Consider the following 21648-nt stretch of genomic DNA (forward strand, 5'->3'; position numbering starts at 1 on the left):
TATTCAGCTAGCTCTCAACGGATGAGATATCCGCTGATAATTCTAATGAGCTTTGTTTGGAGGGGTATTATGTCTATGGTGAGTTCTAAAGATTTTGCAAATTGGCTTAAGCTGCAATTTGACCAGTTAGAAACAGGTGTGAGCCTAACAAGAGAAGATATTAATCAGTTAACTGGTCGACAGGGCTTCTCGCTGGTGTTTATCAATGATATACATTATGAGTTGATGCAGCACGGGATTGCCTTTGTGACTGATACTTACAGGCAGCATTTCTATATGGTGAAAGTGCAGGAAAAGCCTTGGCGAGATGAATTGGAAAATGCTGGCCATCAGCAAACATTCTCCAATATTATTTCGATTAATATGTCCCGTTAAAGCTGACTTTCGATGTTATCTACAAGGTAAGCGGTAAAGTCTTCACCGTGGTTTTGTAGCATTTTAGGGAACATCGAAATAGGCGTTGAGCCAGGGAAGGTATTAATTTCGTTTAATAAAATTTCATTCTCGTCAGTTAAAAAGAAATCAATTCTTGATAGATGTCTTAACTTCATTCCTTTAAATGCCTTAATGGCATAGTCTCTAATTTGCTCCGTTACTTCTGCAGACAGGTTTTGTGCCACAACATCGGTTCTTGCTTGGCTGCTGGCATTATATTTTTCTTCAAAAGTGTAAAATGTATTACTTGCACAGATGATTTCACCGGGTAATGTTGCAATTACTTCACCTTGATACTCATAAACAGCAACTTCTAACTCGCGAGCAATAATTGTTTTCTCAACGACAACCGACGGGGCAAAACTAAATGCATCAGTAAGCACTTGTTCAACTTGCTCAGCATCATCAAGTTTATAGCAGCCTACAGATGATCCTTGTGAGGCCGCTTTTACAAAAACAGAACCCCATTCATTTAGGGCTGATATTGTTTGTTCAACCGCTTGTTGGTTTAAATCGTTTAAGAAAATATAAGGTGTGTTAGGAATACCTAACGCACTAAACCACATTTTAGCGGTGATTTTATTAAAGCAATTACTTGATGCTTCTGACTCGCAACCAAAGTAAGGCAGTTGAATAAGATTAAAATATGATTGGATATCGCCAGTTTCTCCGGGAAAACCGTGAATACAAGGAATAGCATAATCTACAGCCCACACAGGCTTAGTTTCATTATCAAAACGAACTTCACGACGGTTGGTTAATTCGCAGCGATGTCCATCTTTATCAAAATAGTGACCATTAGCATCAAGCTCTAGTCTCAATAAGTTAACTTTATCTGACTTTGCTAAAGACGATTCAAAATAGTTCGCAGACATAACTGAAACATCATGTTCAGCGCTGCCGCCGCCACAAATTAGAAGTACATTGAAAGTTGTCATAAAGCCCCGAGAGAAGTTGACGAAGTAAAACAGTTTAATTCTAGGCTCATGATAATGAACAGGTAAGGTTTAGCGCAAGAAAGGTTTTAGATAACTGCTTATCTAATCGTCAATATCGCTCATTTAAAATTTAAATTTGCTGGTATGACCGTTTTAATAGAGTTAGAAGGGGCGCTTTAGTGAGTGAAGCTTACCTGTTGCTGTCAGCTTAACTCAAAATTACTGTATTGAAATCGCTGTTGTTCGTTCTTAACTAGCAACAGCGATTTCTTTTACATTTCTCTATTGGCGAACTGGTTGATTCAGGTTCATGGTTGTAACCATTTTTAATAGCCTTTTCTTTTATTAATTGATTCTAGTTACCAACCAATTAAATAACGGCTTTTTTTATTGAAGACCTTTTTAATCGCTGTAGCGATAAAGTACGAAATAATAATCACAACCATAGTCACAAGCAAAGTCGTGAGAACATTACCACGGCCGGCAAAACCCAAAAGGTCAGGGCTGTCATATATCATCCACCAAGGTGTGGTTATCCACGGATGAATAAAGTAAATCGCAAAGCTCACTTCTGCTAACTTTTGCAATGGCTTGATACTGATGTGCTCAAACTTATTCAAAATGGCCAATATTACAAAGGTCAGTAAGATTTTTTGGGGCAACATTAAATCAGGCACCGTCAACTCAAGTGCGGCTTTATTTAACGTCCCCGCACCAAACCAATGTGCCTGCGCTACAGCCAATGCAATGGCTATCAGTAACATCAACATCCAGTATTTATCTATGAATGGGAACAGTTTGTCTCGATGAGCTGAGCCCCAAACGCCAAACAAATACACTGGTAAAAAGTAAAACAAAGACTGAATCGCATTGAGGTTTGATTCAGGTCGGTGGATTAGCATTGCAATGATAAATAATGGTACAGCCACAATCAGTAGGTGTTGGCGCTTAATTAAATGCATTACCCAAGGTGATAAGGCAAATAGCATCATTCCCATTGGAATATACCAGTAAGCGGTTAGCGTACGGCCGGTGATGACATACCAACTTGCTGCAACGGCAGGTTTTTCGATATCGGCGTACATAACGTGCATTGCAGGATCTGTCCCTACGGTTAAGTGCCAAAAAATCCAAGGTAGCGACAAGAGCAAATAAGGCAGAAATACAAACTTGGTTTTATTCTTCATGTATTTCTTATAATCCCAGCGGTGATAAAACACGTGATGGAATAAAAAACCTGAGATAAACACAAAGAATACAGTGCCATTCATCATTAAATTAAACCATGCTTTATCGGCTAAGGTTTCAACTTCCCATCCGGCTGGGCGATAACAATGGGCCATAACAATAAAAATTATCGCAATACCACGAAAGTGGTTAATGCTGTTTAAAAAGCCTTTTTTCTCAGCGGGGTTAACCCTAGGTGTTGCGGGAGCGGCATTGGTGCTATCTGACATGTTAAGCCTTGATTCTATTATTTTTTAATAAGAAATATCAGTGTTATTCCATTGTGCTTTTATTGTTACGAAATAACAATACTCGAAGCCCTTTGTTTGAATCCCCTTAAAGTTAAATCAAACGTATCGAAATATTGACGTTCACGTTAGACCTTTGTCGACAATACAGCGGCTTTATATTGACCAGAGTATATAATGAGCTTATATTGTCGACAATAAATCGAAATAGAGCTCAGTATTATTCCCATGACATTCTTTAATGAACAGCCAATAACCGCCGCAGACAAGACTTTCTTTGAGTTACGCAAAGATATTGTCGAAGGTGACATCCAAGCTGGGTCAAAATTGAGTGAAACTGAACTGTCGACAAAGTATCAAGTCAGCCGCGCTGTTATTCGTGAAGCCATTAACCGTTTGGAGTCTTGCCATTTGGTTGAGCGTAAGGCAAACGTCGGCGCTAGAGTGGTTGCATTAAGCCCTGAAGGATTGATTGAGCTTTATCAAGTGCGTGAATCATTAGAAGGCATGGCTGCAAGGTTAGCGGCTAAAAATATGTCAGACAGTGAAATTGCAGATTTGAATTCACTGCTCAATCGTCATTTTGATGAAGTACAGTCTGGTGAGTCATATTATCAAGAAGCTGGCGATGTCGACTTTCACTATCGCATTATATTAGGCAGTAAAAACAAGCACCTCATCTCTGTACTGATAGACGGAATGTACCATCTTATTCGTATGTATCGAGTTCAACTAGGTATGGCAGGACCACGTGTCACCACAGCATTTGATGAGCATAAACATATTGTGAAAGCCATTTCTAACCGAGATGAAGAATTAGCCGAAATGCTGATGCGTCGCCACATTATGTATTCAAAAGCCAATATTGAAACCAAGTTAGAAACTCAAGGTTCTTAAGGATTGAGTCGGTAGTAGAAATAACATTTACACAGATAGCTTAATGGCCAATTTAGAACGATTAAATTAGATAAAAGCCATTAATAAAGATAAAAGCAAAATAATAGAGAGGGAAATCATGAGCGCAGGCAAAAAATTCCGTCAAGCACTAGCTGACAATAAACCATTGCAAATTGTTGGGACTATCAATGCTTATGCAGCAATGATGGCAAAACAAATTGGTCACCAAGCCATTTACTTATCAGGCGGAGGTGTTGCCAACGCCTCCTACGGTTTACCTGATTTAGGTATGACATCGTTAAATGATGTGATTGTAGATGTACAACGCATCACTTCAGCTTGTGATTTACCGTTACTCGTGGATATCGATACTGGTTGGGGCGGCGCATTTAATATTGCTAAAACCGTTCGAGATATGGAAAAAGCAGGTGCTGCGGCTGTGCATATGGAAGATCAAGTCGCGCAAAAGCGTTGTGGTCATCGCCCAAATAAAGAAATCGTTTCTACAGAAGAAATGGTTGATCGTATTAAAGCAGCAGTTGATGCACGCACGGATCCAGACTTTTTCATCATGGCTCGTACAGACTCATTTGCTCAAGAAGGTTTAGATGCAGCAATCGCTCGCGCAAAAGCTTATGTCGCAGCTGGCGCCGATGGCATTTTTGCTGAAGCGGTTAAAACAGAAGAGCATTACCGCGCATTTTCGGAAGCTTTAGACGTGCCAATCTTGGCCAATATCACTGAGTTTGGCCAAACAGAATTGTGGAATAAACAGCAACTAGGTGAGTGGGGCGCTGACATGGTGCTTTATCCATTAAGTGCCTTCCGTGCAATGAACAAAGCGGCTGAAAATGTTTACTCAGCCATTTTAAACGACGGCGACCAAAAAGCGGTTGTCGACACGATGCAAACCCGCATGGATTTATATGATTACTTGGGTTATCACGATTACGAGCAAAAGCTAGATAGCTTATTTGCTGAAGGTAAAAATAAATAACGTTAACAGTCAAAGATTAACGACAAGTTAGCGCAATATCATTAACGGTTCATTTGTCTTTGCTAGAAACGACTTGCTTAAAATCTGTATTAAAAATAGGCAAATGTTGTTTTGGGACAATATAAGTTTCTAGCAAGTAGATAAATTATTAATGATCCATTGACGGCTAATGTACCCGACATAAAAAGAAACTTAGATAAAAAGAAAGTTACTTAAAAAAGAAAATAGCATAAAAGAATAGGACATCATTATGGTAGACAAGAAATTAAGTGGCGCAGGCCTTCGTGGTCAAAGCGCAGGTGAAACAGCATTATGTACTGTAGGTAAATCAGGTTCAGGTTTAACTTATTGCGGTTATGATGTGGCTGATTTATCTGAAAATGCCACCTTCGAGGAAGTCGCCTACTTATTATTTAACGGTGAGTTACCAACATTTGATCAGTTAGAAACCTATAAAAGTTCGCTAACAGCACAACGAGACTTACCTCAAGCACTAAAAGAAGTGCTTCAGCGTATTCCTGCTGATGCTCATCCAATGGATGTGATGCGTACAGGTTGTTCATTTTTAGGTAACCTTGAGCCCGAAGTTGACTTCACTCAACAAAATACTGCTGCAAACCGCTTACTGGCGGCTTTCCCTGCCATCATGTGTTACTGGTATAAATTCTCTCATGAAGGCGTTGAAATTGATTGTGTCACTGATGAAGACACCATTGGCGGCCATTTCTTAAAGCTACTGCGCGGCGAGACCCCATCAGAGCAACACCGAAAAGTGATGGATGTATCGTTAATTCTTTACGCTGAACACGAGTTCAATGCTTCGACCTTTACGGCACGTGTTTGTGCATCAACCTTATCTGACATGTACTCATGTATTACCGGTGCGATTGGTACTTTACGTGGTCCACTTCATGGCGGCGCAAACGAAGCAGCGATGGACATGATCCAACAGTTCACATCGCCTGCTGATGCCAAAACACAAATGGCTGGCATGCTAGAACGTAAAGAAAAAATCATGGGCTTTGGTCATGCGATTTACCGCACTTCAGATCCGCGTAACGTGATTATTAAAGCGTGGTCAGAAAAGCTTGCACACGAGAATGGCGACACTAGCTTGTACGACATTTCTGTGGCGTGTGAAGAGTTCATGTGGGATACCAAGAAACTCTTCTGTAATGCTGATTTCTTCCATGCCTCTGCGTATCACTTCATGGGCATTCCAACTAAGCTATTCACACCGATTTTTGTGTGCTCTCGCTTGACGGGTTGGGCTGCACACGTGATGGAGCAGCGTTCTAATAACCGTATTATCAGACCAAGTGCTGATTACACGGGTTCTGAGCCGCGCACTGTAACGCCAATTAGCGAACGATAAATAGCTTAGGCTGACGGATGACGTCAGCCTTTTTACTTTTTATCTAATTCATCAATTATTTAAGCACTCATGCTTATGTTTGATTCTGTTTTCCTTTAGTCATGTTCATCGCCCTAACTGATGCGATAAAAAAAATAAAAATAAAAATAAAAACTAAAAGCACCAACACTTTGCAAGAAGCAACGAACATGTGCACTGCAATTTGAACAGCAAACCATTACGGGCTGAGTGATATAACAAACAATAACAACGGACTTGTTTATGAACGTCAATTATAGAAAATCGTTATCGGGTACTAATCTTGATTATTTTGATACCCAAGCGGCAGTTGAGGCTATAGCCCCAGGTGCTTATGCCAAGTTACCTTACACATCGCGTGTTTATGCGGAAAACCTCGTTAGACGTTGCTCGCCAGAGACCTTAACCGACTCACTTAAACAAATTATCGAGCGCAAACGCGATTTAGATTTTCCTTGGTACCCTGCACGTGTGGTTTGTCATGATATTTTAGGCCAAACCGCATTGGTGGACTTAGCTGGCTTACGTGACGCCATTGCTGAAAAAGGCGGCGACCCATCTAAAGTAAACCCAGTTGTACCGACGCAGCTCATTGTGGACCATTCTCTAGCTGTAGAGCACGCAGGGTTTGAAAAAGATGCCTTTGAGAAAAATCGTGCCATTGAGGATAGACGTAACGATGACCGTTTTCATTTCATTAATTGGACCAAAGAGGCCTTTGAAAACATTGATGTGATCCAGCCGGGTAATGGCATTATGCATCAAATCAATCTTGAGAAAATGTCGCCTGTAGTGCAAGCCCGTGAAGGCGTGGCATTTCCTGATACTTTAGTCGGCACCGACAGCCATACGCCACATGTTGATGCGTTAGGGGTTATTGCCATCGGTGTGGGCGGCTTAGAAGCTGAAAGCGTGATGTTAGGTCGTCCATCTTGGATGCGCCTACCGGATATTGTCGGTGTTGAGCTTGTCGGTGAGCGCCAACCTGGTATTACAGCAACCGATATCGTCCTTGCGATTACCGAGTTTTTGCGTGAACAAAAAGTAGTGTCCACTTACCTTGAGTTTTACGGTGAAGGCGCTGCAAATCTCACCTTGGGCGATCGCGCTACCATCTCAAATATGACGCCTGAATTTGGCGCTACAGCAGCTATGTTCTACATCGATGATAAAACTATCGATTATTTAAAGTTGACTGGCCGTGATGATGAGCAAGTTGAGTTAGTTGAAACCTATGCCAAAGCCAATGGTTTATGGGCAGATACGCTAACCAATGTTGAATACGAGCGTGTATTACAGTTTGATTTATCATCAGTTGGCCGCAACATTGCAGGACCATCTAATCCTCACAGACGTGTTTCTACCGCTGATTTAGCGGCAGAAGGGATCAGTGGCAAAGTAGAAAATGAAGCAGGCTTAATGCCTGATGGTGCTTGTATTATTGCTGCGATTACCAGCTGTACCAACACCTCAAACCCTCGCAACGTAATTGCAGCAGGTTTACTTGCTCGTAACGCGAATGCTAAAGGGTTAACTCGTAAACCTTGGGTTAAAACCTCGTTAGCACCAGGGTCTAAAGCGGTGCAACTTTACCTTGAAGAAGCCAAATTATTGCCGGAACTGGAAGCCTTGGGCTTTGGTATTGTTGGTTTTGCTTGTACCACTTGTAATGGCATGAGCGGTGCACTTGATCCTGTGATTCAGAAAGAAGTGATAGAGCGCGATTTATACGCCACTGCAGTGCTATCGGGTAACCGTAATTTCGATGGTCGAATTCATCCATATGCAAAACAAGCCTTTTTAGCCTCACCGCCGTTAGTCGTTGCTTATGCGATTGCAGGCACGATTCGTTTTGATATCGAGAAAGACGTACTAGGTAAAGATAACGAAGGTAACGATATTCGCCTGAAAGATTTATGGCCATCGGATGCAGAAATTGATGCTGTGATTGCAAAAAGCGTTAAGCCTGAACAGTTCCGCAAAGTGTATGAGCCTATGTTTGACATAAAAGTGGATTATGGCTCTTCACAAGAGGGTTCATCAGCAAAGATTGATCCACAATATGAGTGGCGCCCTCAAAGCACTTATATTCGTCGCCCTCCATACTGGGAAGGCGCATTAGCCGGTGAGCGTTCAATGAAAGGCATGCGACCATTAGCGGTATTAGGTGACAACATCACTACCGATCATTTATCGCCATCAAATGCGATTATGCTCGACAGTGCAGCAGGTGCCTACCTAGATAAAATGGGCTTACCAGAAGAAGATTTTAATTCTTATGCTACTCATCGCGGTGACCATCTAACTGCTCAACGTGCAACGTTTGCTAACCCGAAACTGCTCAATGAAATGGTGCAAGACAATGGCCAAATCAAACAAGGTTCTTATGCGCGAATTGAGCCAGAAGGTCAGGTAAGTCGAATGTGGGAAGCTATTGAAACCTACATGGAGCGTAAGCAGCCACTTGTGATTGTTGCTGGCAAAGATTACGGCCAAGGTTCAAGCCGTGACTGGGCGGCAAAAGGCGTTCGTTTAGCTGGGGTTGAAGTAATTGTTGCTGAAGGTTTTGAGCGAATCCATCGCACTAACTTAGTGGGAATGGGTGTCTTGCCTGTTGAATTTATCAATGGCGAAACCCGCCATACTTATAGCATAGATGGCACAGAAACCTTTGATGTAGTAGGCGAACGTACACCTGGTGCTCAGCTTACCTTGATTATTCTTCGTACTAACGGTGAAAGCGTTGAAGTGCCTGTGAAGTGCCGTTTAGATACTGCTGAAGAGTTATCGGTTTATGAAGCTGGTGGAATTTTGCAGCGCTTTGCGCAGGACTTTCTTGAAAGTAACCAGTAACGTTATAGCTGACTAATACATGAAATAAAGCGCGAAATAAAAGCTATGAAGGCAGGTTTCGCGCTTTTTTATTGCGTATTTAGCTCATTTTGATTGAACAAAATAATGCGAGTAGGAATTAGTATGTCTACGGAAAATAAGACACATTCTCCACAACAATTAGCGCCACGATCAGCACCTCAAGTAAAGATTGCAGCTACCTACATGCGTGGCGGCACCAGTAAAGGGGTGTTTTTTAACTTAACTGATTTACCCCAAGCTGCTCAAGTTGCAGGTGCTGCACGTGATTCGCTTTTACTGAGAGTGATTGGCAGCCCAGATCCATACGGTAAACAAACCGACGGTATGGGCGGCGCAACCTCAAGTACTAGTAAAACGGTCATTCTCTCGAAAAGCACCCAAGAAAATCACGATGTAGATTATCTTTTCGGCCAAGTGGCCATTGATAAACCCTTCGTCGATTGGAGTGGAAATTGCGGTAATTTAACTGCAGCGGTTGGTTCTTTCGCAATATCAAACGGTTTAGTGGATGCGAGCCGAGTTCCACAAAATGGCATTGCTGTGGTGCGTATTTGGCAAGCAAATATCAATAAAACGATTATTGCTCACGTACCAATGACTAATGGTGAAGTGCAAGAAACCGGTGATTTTGAACTCGATGGAGTTACATTTCCTGCTGCTGAAGTATTGGTGGAATTTATGGCGCCAGCTGATGCTGATGCAGCTATGTTTCCTACTGGCAATGTGGTTGATGAGTTAGTGCTGCCGCAGTCTATTCCTGAGTTTAGCGCTAAAGGCGTAGAGTCAGTGAAAGCCACGATGATCAATGCTGGCATTCCTACTATTTTTGTTAATGCTGCTGATATTGGTTATCAAGGAAATGAGCTACAAGATGACATTAATAGTGACCCACAAGCGTTAGCATTTTTTGAAATGCTGCGCGCCCATGGTGCCGTGAAAATGGGATTAGTCAATCACATTGATGAAGCTGCTGCTCGCCAACATACACCTAAAATTGCCTTTGTATCAGCCCCAAGTGATTACACTTCATCTAGTGGGAAAGCCATAGCAAGTACTGATATAGACTTACAAGTGCGCGCATTATCCATGGGGAAATTACACCATGCGATGATGGGAACAGCCGCCGTAGCCATAGGCACAGCTGCTGCTGTTGAAGGCTCTCTTGTTAACCTAGCTGCGGGTGGCACACCACGTACTCAAGTGGTGTTTGGTCATCCGTCTGGTACGCTAAAAGTTGGCGCAGAGGCGACATTGGCTGATAACAACTGGCAAGTTAACAAAGCCAGTATGAGCCGCAGTGCAAGAGTGTTGATGGAAGGTTGGGTGAGAATTCCTGGAGATAGCTTTTAAATCTAGACTTAAACTTTTTAACACCTAACTTATCTAGGTAATATTTATCAAAGGCTAGCAATCTCATTATTGCTAGCCTTTTTTCATTATGTTTCGGTTTGCTCCATTAATTGGGGGTAGTCTCACGGCTAGAGCATTATAAATCCGATTTACAGACAATATCGACCTAAAAGTCACCAAAAAATTTATGCGGGGAATGCTTTCAGCCAGATTAATGAGCGAGTCGTTTGTGAAAATAGGTTTAGATTGCAAAATAGAGTATTTTTTAAACTATACATGGTCAAAAATCATAATGCTCTAGTCGTGCCTTGCTAATTGATCATCTAACTATTGGCAATTGACTCTCCGTATTGGTTTAACTTATAGTACGAGTTAAAAGGATTCTGTTTTACATTCAAGGATTAGAATGAACCACCTATTTGTTTACATCTGCCTTAATGGCTTTTTCTTGATGTATTTAATCATCAAGAATAATCAGATTCAGAAAGACATTTGCCTTTATATCGAACATGAATACCCAGAGTGTTGGCAGAAATATTTACTAAATGGTAAAAGGCTAGGAAATCCTGAAAAGTGGTCAAAACTTTTTGCTATTGAGTCAGCAACCAGCGGTGAAATCTTCAAATTTCAGAACCCGGACTTATTAAACCTTCAAACGAAACAAAGTAAAAATTTCGATCTAATGGCTTTAATTCCGATATTCCTAACAATAATTTTAAGTTTGGTTGAATATTTATTGAATTAGGTGAGCACTTCTTTTAAACAATCACCTTAAACCTTGGGTATGTATTTTATACTTCTTAAATTCTTTGATACTGGCAGGTTTATTTAAGTTCATAGCTTCAAGTTAATCTATTGCCTGCCGCAGGCTTATGTGCAAGCACGACTGTGACACGCAGCAAGTTCATCCCTGAAAGCTCGGCCATGACGTCCATGTCATGGACGGTCACAGCCGCGCTTACACTGGGATTCAAATTTCTTCGATGTAACTTTGCTCGGAATAAAAATAATAAAAGGCTTGTTTGATGGGTAAGTCACATGCATTGAGAGTAATAAGTAATTTGTGAATCAACAGACGGTAACCAATAGTCATGAGTATGGATTCTTGAACAAGTTAAATGTGAGCTTTATAAACATGGGCTTTTTAAACATAAGTTATTCAAACTCAGTTCATACATTTGCGGTTTCAAGAGCTTGTATTTTTTTAAGCACTTCTTCTGCTTCTGCAGTTAAGCTCGAGTAGGTTCTTATATCCCCGTTTCTTTGAGCATGCATGGCTTGTTCAAGCAGTGTTGAGTATTGTTTTTCAAGTTTGTTGATAGGATTAGTTTTAAAAAAAGAAAACATAGGCATTCCGTTATTATTGATTTTCAATAATGTACGAAGTGCCTATTAAAAGGGTTCAGTTTAGAATCAACCAGAATTAAGTAAAACAGTTTAAACAGACTCGCTTTCCTTGCCCCATAACCTCAGTGCCAACCCTGATGCTCTTGAAGTCACTTGTTTACACGCTCTTTCGAATACATAAGGTGAGCCTAAGCAAATAAAGTGCTCTTTAGCGCGAGTAATCGCGGTGTAAACCAGCTCTTTGGTTAGTAGTTGCCACTGCGCATTGCTGGGTTTTTGCGGCAAAACAAACGCCACTTGTTCAAACTCACTGCCTTGGCTTTTATGTACGGTCATCGCAAAACAACTGTCATGTTGTGGTAAACGCGCGGGTTGCACTTTTAGCAAGCTGCCATCTGCTTTGATGAAGTAGGCCATAAGTCGTTCAGGCTTAAGCTCATCTTGTAAAATCAGTCCAATATCACCATTAAACAAACCTAAGTTGTAATCGTTACTTTGAATAATGATCGGCCTGCCAAGATAAAACTCTTGGGTGGGTTTTATCCAGTGATTTTGTTTCAGTACATTTGTGATGGCGAGGTTCATGCCTTCAACGCCAAATTCACCTGAACGCATAGCGCATAAAATGCGGAACTGATTAAAACTGTCGATAATGTCTGCGGCGTTGTGACCCGCCTCTGTAGCGCCTTGTTCAAAATGATGTTGATTATCCAGCACCATTTGCAAGTATTGACTGTAAGCAGCAACTGCAGCTTGTAGTAGCTGTAAGCTTTGACCTTCAGCTTGATGCTCAATCCATGTCAGCTCTTGATGACCTTGCTGCCATTCACGGCGAATACCATTGATATCCACTCTGTTCACCGCGGTTGCAAGCAAGCCAATCCCTGCATCACCTTTAAAGCGGTGGCTGTGCATTAACATGCATAGGTTGTCACCAATCATTGGTGTTTGATCAATAAATTGATGGGTATCTTCACCTGTTAACTGATGGAGTAATTCAGCTTGTTTAGCTGAATAACGCATTCGCCAAGGCTGTGATTTCTCATTAGTTATTTCTGGGTTAGCAGCTGTACTGACTGGTGTGTTGACTTGAGTATTGGCAAGTCCCGAGCAAATATCAGCTAATACTGCGCCAGCTTCAACAGAGGCTAACTGGTCTTGATCGCCTAAGAGTATTAATCTTGATTGGCTTGGTAGGGCATTAAGCAACTTATGCATCATAGGCAAATCCACCATAGATGCTTCATCGACGACCAATAAATCTAATCGTAGTGGGTTGTCTTTATGGTGCCTAAAGGCGTGCGAGTTTGGAATGACCCCTAACAAGCGATGTAAAGTGGCCGCTTCTTCTGGAATATTATTCAGCGCATCGATTAACTCTGATTTGCCTGTTTGGCTGACTTGAGCCAGTAGGCGAGATTTAGACGCTTTGATAGATTCACTTAACCTTGCTGCAGCTTTACCTGTCGGTGCCACTAAGCGAATGGTTAATGCTTCTTGAGTCAGTAACAGTAAAAGCAGTTTAGTGACTGTGGTGGTTTTACCTGTCCCCGGGCCACCCGTGATCACAGCGAGTGCTTTGGTCAATGCTGTGGCAGTGGCGACTTTTTGCCAGTTTATGGCTGCAGATGTGTTTGAATTCACATCATCAAATAAATCATTTAAATAGGCGGGTAAAACCTGAGTATTGACGTTTAAATCAATCGCGGCCATTTGATTTAATCGATCAGCGACCTGGGTTTCAAAGTGATAATATTTATTTAAATATAACCGCCCATGTTCAAAAATCAGCGGCTGATTATCATAAGGCTTGCCGACACAAGCTAAGTTAATGATAGCGTCTGCAACTTGTTGATGGTCAATGGTTAATTGACATAAAGATTGCTGCTCACAAAACGGGTTGGCTAAATCAATACTATTGATAACCAGACAGCTATGCTGACTGGAAAGCTGCTGACTGACTAGGGCGCAGATAAACAATAAAAAATCATCATGGTCAGCATTAGACTGACGTTGATCTTTTATATAGGCCGTTGAATTGGCCTTTATCTTATCAGCTTGCTTAGCCTGCATATTTGCCATTTCTAAAGCAAAATGACGGTCAAGTGGCGTAATCAAACCTTGCTGCTGCCAGTGTTTTAATAAATCTTTTATTGGTGCGTGAAGTTGGAGTAATTGACTCATGATGCTGACTCCATTGATGCTCTCAACTCAGTTGAAGCACTTTGATCCATAGAAGCACTTTGATCTATAGAAGCGCTAAATAGCACATCTAATTGTTCAATTAAGGCTTGCGGCGGCTTGTCGAAGAATACCCCAGATTGCGGCATTTGCGGGCTCATGCCACGTAAGAATAAATAGAAACTGCCGCCAATGTGTTGCTGATAATCATAATTGGGCATACGCAGTGACAAGTAACGATGCAGCGCCAAGGTATACAAGATATATTGTAGGTTATAGCGATGGCTGCTAATGGCGTTACCCATAGCTTCGATGCTGTAATCGAGGTAATCATCACCTAAATGGTTAGATTTATAATCGGCAATATAATATTGGCCGTTGTATTCAAAAGTTAAATCGATAAAGCCTTTAAGCATGCCTTGTAGTTCATCAAATTCAAGTCCTGCATCGTAACCGTATTGGCTTAATAATTGATTCAATTGCTCAGACTTTAATTGACTAATGGGCAGGTAAAACTCCATTTCAACCAGCTTTTGTTGTTCAGTTAACTCACTTAAGGTTAATGCCATGCCTTGTGAGTTCAGCAATTGTTGATCGCACTGCTGGTATCCCGTTAATAGTGGCGTATGCAGGATCTGTAGATACCAGTCATATAAAGTGTCAGTCCATAGTTCTTTATCAAAACCATATTGATCCATGGCTTTGGTTAATGCTTCGGGTAACTCATTTTCAGCATTGGTGAAATCAAACAACTCTAAAACTAAATGCATAAAACTACCGGCATTAGCGCCTCGCTCGAAAGTGAAGCGGTTTATCGCGTCTTCTTGTAGTTCAGTATCAAAAGGGTTGATATCGCTGTGTGGCTCAAACTGAGGTTGGATTTCTTGACTGAAATCCTCATCATCTGCGCCAGGGGCGACTTTCTCGTGAGCGAGATGTTTTACCAGACCCGAATAACTGCCTACACGCCAAGGTGTGTGGTAGCCGCGATGTAAGATTTTTGGCGCCAGATCTTGGTCGTTGTTATCGTTATTAACGAGTGCTGACTCATCGATAGCTTCAATATCGCTGACACTGATAGCATCAATCCTATTGTCGGCTTTATCTTTGGTAAGCGCCAAGGCTTTTAACTTAAGCAGTTCAAAGTCACACTCTTTGGTGGTAATTCCCAGTAAATAGCCAATAGCGGTTTCACATAATTGGCTGCTAATACCGGCTTTTAACATGCGGCTGTGATTGGCAATGTATAAATAACACACATACACAGGTCGAGTCAGCGCCACATATAATAGGCGTAAATCTTCGGCAAGATTTTCTTGCTTGTATTGCTCCCAGCCTTCTTTCGTGGCTTCGACATCCCAGATTAATTGATCGTTTTGATGATAAAGCATCGGCGTCGGTTTACGGCGATTGTCACGCGCTAAACTGATAAAGGGCACAAAACACACTGGGTACTCTAGGCCTTTACTCTTATGAATTGTGACGATTTGGACTAAGTTCTGTTCACTTTCAAGCCTAAGCTGTTGCTCGTCGCTGCCTTGTCCTTCGATAAGTTGTTGTTCAAACCAATTAATCAATGCACTGCTGCCATCAAGCTCGGTGGCTTTTTGTTGCAGTAATTCAGCAAGGTGACGGAAATCGGTTAAGCGGCGTTCGCCACTTTCTGTTTCACTGCTTTCACTAATTTCAATTTCACTGTGACCGTTTGCTAAAGCGGACTTATCAGTATGACCTTTGGCTAGGTATCGTTTAATAAGCTCGGTTTCACTGGCAAGTGAGAGCAGTGCAGGCATTATGCCGTGACGGCTCCATAGTTGATGCCAATGGGCAAACTTATCCAATAAATCTTGGCGCTGCTCTTCATCTTGGTTGAATAGATGGATTTGCTCTGCGTTATAACCCATCAGCTCGGTCGCCATAGCGGAGCGTAAACTACGCTCGTCTTTTGGATTGGCTAACGCCCGTAAAATAATGGCCAGTTCAAAAGCTTCTTGGGTTTTAAATACGCTGTCTCGGCTAAGAAATACCGCGCCGATATTGCGCTCACTCAAGGCTTTTTTCATTACCGCCGCTTCATTACGATCACGAACTAATACTGCAATGTCTTTGGCGATAAGCGGTTTATTTTTAACTGGGTCGGTATTATTACCCATATAGCACTGACCATCTTGTGACTCAGTGAGTAAGCGTTTAATTTCACTGGCTGCATCGGCGGCTAATACTTTACGAGCTGTGGTTTTATTTAACCCTGAGTCATCCTCTGCCAGTAACTTTATTCGCAGTGCAGCAGCGTTAGTGGCTGCTTCAGTAAGTCGTTTATTGTCAGCACTTTTAGGGGTATTGACTACATCATACGGGATAGCATCGCTGATAAACGGATCGTCATGTTGGCTAAATAATTGATTCACGCCATTAACAAGTGCGGTTGATGAACGGTAATTGGTTTCTAGGTTGTAATGAGCCTGAGTTTGCTTACGGGCTTGAATATAGGTGTGAATATCAGCGCCGCGAAAGGCATAAATCGCCTGTTTGGGATCGCCAATCATCAGTAAGCTGAGTTTGTCTAATTGCTTTTGTTGCTGGTAAATAGCCGAGAAAATAGCAAATTGCAACGGATCGGTATCTTGGAACTCATCAATTAATGCCACCGGGAAGCGTTTAGCAATGGCTTTTGCTAATTGCTGAGAGACTACTGAATCCGATGCTTGCTCAAGACTTGAATCTTGTTCGCTCGGTTCTAATGCGCCAGCTAAGGTGATTAATAAATCATCGGGCGTCATTAAATTTCGCTGGGCTTTTTGCAATGCAAAACGTAATTTGATGCCATCTTTAGCGCGCACTAAAAATGCCGGTTTGATTTGATTTATTAACTCAAAAAGTCGCTCAATATGATCTAATAATGGCGCTTCAGCTGGAGTGGGCACTTCTCCGCCTTTATTAAGCTTAAGCTCTGATAGCGCCAGCATTTCTAAATCTTTGATTGGTGGTAAACCATGCTCAGCTTTGACCCAATTGCTTAAGCGATCGAACATGGCTGCAAGTTTAGGGTACTCATCGGCTTTTTTACCAAATCGAGCGCCATTAAGTGGCAGACTATGGAGCAGGGTAAGCGCAGTTTCACTGTCTGCAGGCCAGCGCATTTTAAAGCGTGACAAGCTTTGCATAAGCTCAGAAGTGAGCTTATTAAAATCTTTGGTAATCAGTGAGGTTTTAGCTTGAGTCGCGCCTAACAATTGTCTTAATTGCTTGGCTAAATCATCAGGACTGCCAAATTCATTGGCAACCACTTGAGCTAACACAGGCGGCAGTGGATAACAGGTCTCGCGCCAAAAATCTCTTACGGCATGGTGTAAAAACTCGCTGTCATCTAGGGTAAATTCAGATTCAAACAATAGCGATGATTCAAAGGCCATGTCAGATAAAATGCGCTGACAAAAACCATGAATGGTAAAAATAGCGGCTTCATCCAATGACTTCAGTGCTAAATCTAGCCGTCTTAAGGCGATTGAACGTTCTGACTCTGGGATTTGCTGATAAAGGGCGTTAACAAACTCATCGTCGGTCTCAAGGCCAATAAAGCATTTAAAAGCCACCTGAATTCGCTTGCGGATCCGATCGCGTAACTCTTCAGTCGCCGCATTGGTAAAAGTTACTACCAAGATCTGCTCACAAGTGAGAGGCGCTCGAATAACTTCATCTTTATTTTCATTATCGTTTTCGCCCAACAGTAAGCGCAAATACAAACCAGAAATGGTATAGGTTTTACCTGTGCCTGCACTGGCTTCAATTAAGCTGCTGCCAGTAAACGGTAAAGTGAGGGGATTAAGTTTGGTGACCGTGACCATTATTGCTTGCCCTCTGTATTGGCTGAAATGCTTTCACTGATGTATTCATCTAGCTCTGCTAAAGTGCCTTTGTGATATACACTCAACATAGGCTTAAGTAGTTGCATGGCTGTATGGCCAAACCCTTGTTTGGTAAAATCTTCTGGGAAACTAAATAAGCGCTTATTGTGCGGATCGTTTCCTTCACCAAATTCTGTTTGTTCATCAATCCACTGGCTTTGCGCTTCATGGAGCTTTTCACTGTGCTCGCCTTCAGCTTCAACATACGCAAGGGCTGTGCGGGGCATAAAGCACAATGGCTGCGCTTGGCCATTAACGTAACCTTGAATAAATTGCGCCAATAGTTGATAAGCCGCATCGGCTTTAATGGCAGTGAATGCATGGAAGTGACCAATATCTAACAGGTAACTGTTTTTCTCTACTCCAGCAGCGTTTAAGCATAAGTGACGTAAATAAACCCGTAAAAAGTCTCTGCCATGGGCTGTTCCTGGGCGGTAGTTCACTTGGCCTTTGGCATAAATATCATCAATGCGGCCGATTAAATTGACCTCGATTGATTGTTGCTGATTGAGCGTAATATCACTGAATAACAAGTCGACATCCACTTCGGTAGTGTGAGTTTCAGCGGTAAGAAATTGAACTCGGCCGATTAAAGCGGCGATATCTTTTTGATATTGACTGAGCAACAAGTCATCAAAAGGCTGCATTGGTAGCTGACCACTGGCTTTTAGCTGCGCGATAAACTCAATATCAGCATGCTCTAGCCGATTGGATATGGCGCTATCTAATAAAGCCGATTGCAGTTTATAACGCTCAAGGGAATCTAATCCGAAAGGCTCATCATTATCGTCAGCCTGAATGCGCAGGTTAAAGTCGACTTTAAGGCTACGATTTAAAAAGAACTGGGCTGGGCTTCTGAAAAATCGTAATAATGCTGATAATTCAAGTGTGTGTTGGGCTGAACTAGCATCAGCTTGCTCTGCTTGTAAGTCGACATCGATAGGCTGCAATGGATTGATAAATGATGCTTGCCATTTAGCAATTCGTTGATCATTAAATTTGGGCGGACACCACTGGCGGCTATAGCTTTGTTGCAATGAGCTTTGTTGTAATGAGCTTGGTTGCAGTGAGTTTAGTTGCAAGCCACTGTGATGCAAAGAGTCATGCTGTACTTCAGTCATTGTTTGCGGCTGGAATAATTTTGCGTCAAAAGGCTGCAACGGCTGCTGAACAATGAGGTGCTCAATGATGGCTTGATCGGCGGCGTCGTTAGTGACATTTTCACGGCTTATTTTAGCTTGGCTATTTTGATGGTCTGCAAAACGATAATCGGCAAAATAACAGAGCTGATAATACTCAATGAGTTCAGATACTAACATTGACGGAATACGCTCTGCGTTATCTCGCTCTGAGTGGCCAATGTAGCTGATGTAAAGCTGTTGTCTTGCTGATAATAGCGCTTCTAAAAACAAGTATCTGTCATCAAGTCTGCGTGAACGGTCGCCTTTAATCGCACCGTTGTGGGCCATTAAATCAAAGCCAACAGGGTGCTGAACTCGAGGGTAAACACCGTCGTTCATACCCAATAAACACACCACTTTAAACGGGATAGATCGCATTGGCATTAAGGTACAAAAATTCACACTGCCAGCAAGGTAACGCTGGCCAACTCGAGATTCATTTAAGCGTTGATTAAACCATTGTTTAAGCACTTCAATATCGAGCTCACCTTGATGACCTGCGGCTTCAAGCTCTTCTTTTAAAGCGGTTAACGCTTCACGGATAGTTTGTACTTGCTCGCGCTCATCATCGTCGGCTTCAAAAAACACTTCAAGCAATTGATAAAGTTGTTCAATACGCTCAAGCGTTGGGCAAGGAGTTGCGAGTTGCAGCTGGTATTCATCAATGGATTCTAAGAAGTTAAGCAAGTATCCCAAAGTCTGTGCAGACTGACCTTCAACCCCTTTAACCAGCAGGGTGTCATGATAAAGCGATGATTCATCATTAAACGCATAGCCCTGAATGAGGCGGCTAATGCCAAATGCCCATGAATTTTGATTAAAAGCAGGCACGCCTTGTTGTAAGCGAGTTTGCTCATCTCGCCCCCAACGTACATTGGCATCATCAAGCCAGCGCCTGATAAGTTGCAAATTGTCATCATCAAGCTGAAATTTACGTAAAATAGCAGGCACTTCTAAGATACTAATAATATCCGTTAGGCCAAAGCGGCTTTGATTAATATTAAGTAAATTCAAGAAGCTATTAATCAAAGGGGACTCTTGCGCCGCGCCTCTATCAGCAATGGCATAAGGAATATAATAGTTACTTTGTCGTGCGCCTCGGGGCTTATCAAATACTCCGCTTTGTTGGCTGTTACTGGTGCCAAATACGGCATCAATATAAGGCGCATAAGCAGCGACATCTGGCATCATGACCACGATATCTTTTGGCAAAATAGCGTCAGTATTGTCTTGGCTGGAAAGCAGCTCTAATAAATGATCATGTAAGGTTTCAACTTCCCGTAGCGGACTATGACAGCTTCGCAAAGTAATGGAATCATCCGTTGATTTAAGACTTCTTCTCAACGCGGTATTTTGGTAGAAGTGGGCGTCAGGCCCAAGCGGCTCGCCTAAGGTTTCCATTTGTAAAATATCAAACTGCAAACCTTGAAGTAGGTTTAACTCATCAGGTGACTGCTGCGGTTCAATATAACAATCGTAATTAAAGTCGGTATGCTCAGCAGGGAGCTCGAGCATCAAGTCTAATAATTCGCGGCCCATTTTACCGTTGTTAGCCAGAATGGGATTGCCCACTTCGAGTTTTTCTTCCCACAGCTCACCTAACTGTTTTTTATCAGTATATTGCAGCGCCATACGAGCGCGAGCTTTCGGGTCAACTATATCGCCCCAATAATGCTGACAAGGGCTTAGTGAAAACATGATGACTTCAATGCGTTCCGCGAGATGGTAAAGCACTTCAAGGGTTTGCGGCGGCATTGACGAAATACCAAAAACAAACAACCGCTCAGGTAAAGAGCCAATCACGGTTTGTGGGTTTTGTAATGCAGAGATTAACTCTTGATGGAGGTTGGCACGGTGATAATGGCTGCCATTAATTTCATTTTGGTTGTATTCAATCAAAGCTCGCCAAAGCTTAGGCTGCCATAACTGGTTTTCTTCAAGCTTAATCGGTTGCTCGTTTTGCTCCCAACCTAAAATCCAGCTCGGGCGATATACTAAGTATTGGTCAAAGATATCGGCAACACGACCACAAAGCTGATAAAGCTTCATCGCATCAAAGTGCTGTTGATGCTGAACTGATAAAGCATTTAAATGATCACTTTGACCAGCAGTAACCGAATTAGAGCCGGATTCACTGGCATGTTGAGTTGACTGTTCAGGTGCTAGTTCTTGTTTTAGTTCTGGCGTTAGATAAGCGTTAAGTGGAGCAAAATCTTCATCAGTTAATAGCCTTGGCAATAAGTCCATTAACTTCCAAGTCATGGCGGCTTTGGTAAAAGCATTATCTTTGGGTACATCGGGTAATAATTCATGGCACAGTTGCCAAGTAAAGCTAGACGGCAGCGGAAAGGATAGGGCAGCCGCAATACCATTGTATTTAGCCACTTCTAAGCGCAGCCAAGTCGACATACCCGGACTTTGGACCAAGATATGTTCATTTGCCAGTAAGTTAGCATTATCAAGGGGAATAGCTAACATTTTGGAAAGCTGTTCAGACAGCACTTCCATCTGATTTGATTGAATTAATCTAAGCATTACTGACTCGGCAACTGATGATAAAAACCATTCTAAGAGGTTGTTATTCGGTTTGAAAGGCTTTTATAACATAGGGTGGTTAAACGATAAAATAGCAAGCAAATGGAAAGAGTTTTGCTTGCTTAGGTTTGTGTTATTTT

Annotated in this window: 13 protein-coding genes; 6 read left to right on the forward strand and 7 right to left on the reverse strand. The window is 42.1% G+C overall.

Annotation, left to right across the window (positions count from 1 at the left end; all coding sequences use genetic code 11):
• The first annotated feature begins 69 nt into the window (after nucleotides 1-69).
• Nucleotides 70-375, forward strand: a complete 306-nt coding sequence (locus tag L2735_RS01285) for a hypothetical protein (protein ID WP_248982980.1) — start codon at nucleotides 70-72, stop codon at nucleotides 373-375.
• Here the strand turns inward: L2735_RS01285 and L2735_RS01290 are convergent.
• Nucleotides 372-1373 carry a D-alanine--D-alanine ligase gene (locus L2735_RS01290; protein WP_248982981.1) on the reverse strand — a complete coding sequence of 334 codons (1002 nt, stop codon included), beginning with the start codon at nucleotides 1371-1373 and terminating at the stop codon, nucleotides 372-374. The two genes, L2735_RS01285 and L2735_RS01290, sit on opposite strands and share 4 nt — an antisense overlap.
• A 359-nt stretch (nucleotides 1374-1732) precedes the next feature.
• Nucleotides 1733-2830: an acyltransferase family protein gene (locus L2735_RS01295; protein ID WP_248982982.1), complete on the reverse strand. Its 1098-nt coding sequence runs from the start codon at nucleotides 2828-2830 to the stop codon at nucleotides 1733-1735.
• A 246-nt stretch (nucleotides 2831-3076) separates the two neighbouring features.
• On the opposite strand from L2735_RS01295, the gene L2735_RS01300 reads away from it, so the two are divergent.
• The 5 genes from L2735_RS01300 to prpF all read left to right on the forward strand — a co-directional run bounded on the left by L2735_RS01300 (nucleotide 3077) and on the right by prpF (nucleotide 10359).
• On the forward strand, nucleotides 3077-3745 hold the full coding sequence (locus tag L2735_RS01300; protein WP_248982983.1) for a GntR family transcriptional regulator: 669 nt from the start codon (nucleotides 3077-3079) through the stop codon (nucleotides 3743-3745).
• 118 nt (nucleotides 3746-3863) lie between these two features.
• The gene (gene prpB / locus L2735_RS01305) at nucleotides 3864-4742 is read left to right on the forward strand and encodes a methylisocitrate lyase (RefSeq protein ID WP_248982984.1); all 879 of its coding nucleotides are present in this window, start codon (nucleotides 3864-3866) and stop codon (nucleotides 4740-4742) included.
• A 250-nt stretch (nucleotides 4743-4992) separates the two neighbouring features.
• Nucleotides 4993-6117 (forward strand): bifunctional 2-methylcitrate synthase/citrate synthase, encoded by a 1125-nt coding sequence (gene prpC, locus L2735_RS01310; RefSeq protein ID WP_248982985.1) that lies wholly within the window; start codon nucleotides 4993-4995, stop codon nucleotides 6115-6117.
• Nucleotides 6118-6378: 261 nt separating this feature from the next.
• Nucleotides 6379-8988, forward strand: a complete 2610-nt coding sequence (gene acnD / locus L2735_RS01315; RefSeq protein ID WP_248982986.1) for a Fe/S-dependent 2-methylisocitrate dehydratase AcnD — start codon at nucleotides 6379-6381, stop codon at nucleotides 8986-8988.
• A gap of 123 nt (nucleotides 8989-9111) precedes the next feature.
• Nucleotides 9112-10359 carry a 2-methylaconitate cis-trans isomerase PrpF gene (gene prpF, locus L2735_RS01320; protein ID WP_248982987.1) on the forward strand — a complete coding sequence of 416 codons (1248 nt, stop codon included), beginning with the start codon at nucleotides 9112-9114 and terminating at the stop codon, nucleotides 10357-10359.
• Between the two features lie 842 nt (nucleotides 10360-11201).
• Here the strand turns inward: prpF and L2735_RS19955 are convergent.
• The 5 genes from L2735_RS19955 to recC form a co-directional block, all read right to left on the reverse strand.
• The gene (locus L2735_RS19955; protein ID WP_283104502.1) at nucleotides 11202-11333 is read right to left on the reverse strand and encodes a hypothetical protein; all 132 of its coding nucleotides are present in this window, start codon (nucleotides 11331-11333) and stop codon (nucleotides 11202-11204) included.
• Between the two features lie 196 nt (nucleotides 11334-11529).
• Entirely contained in the window at nucleotides 11530-11706 is a 177-nt protein-coding gene (locus tag L2735_RS01325) for a DUF6435 family protein (protein ID WP_248982988.1), read from the reverse strand.
• Between the two features lie 90 nt (nucleotides 11707-11796).
• Complete coding sequence (gene recD, locus L2735_RS01330) at nucleotides 11797-13890, reverse strand: exodeoxyribonuclease V subunit alpha (protein ID WP_248982989.1); 2094 nt, start codon at nucleotides 13888-13890, stop codon at nucleotides 11797-11799.
• The gene (recB, locus tag L2735_RS01335; protein WP_248982990.1) at nucleotides 13887-17732 is read right to left on the reverse strand and encodes an exodeoxyribonuclease V subunit beta; all 3846 of its coding nucleotides are present in this window, start codon (nucleotides 17730-17732) and stop codon (nucleotides 13887-13889) included. The genes recD and recB overlap by 4 nt, the downstream gene beginning before the upstream one ends.
• Nucleotides 17732-21508, reverse strand: coding sequence for an exodeoxyribonuclease V subunit gamma (gene recC, locus L2735_RS01340; protein ID WP_248982991.1), 3777 nt, complete (start codon nucleotides 21506-21508; stop codon nucleotides 17732-17734). The genes recB and recC overlap by 1 nt, the downstream gene beginning before the upstream one ends.
• Nucleotides 21509-21648: the final 140 nt, after the last annotated feature.

The organism is Shewanella olleyana, from assembly GCF_023283825.1.
Classification (GTDB): Bacteria; Pseudomonadota; Gammaproteobacteria; order Enterobacterales; family Shewanellaceae; genus Shewanella; species Shewanella olleyana.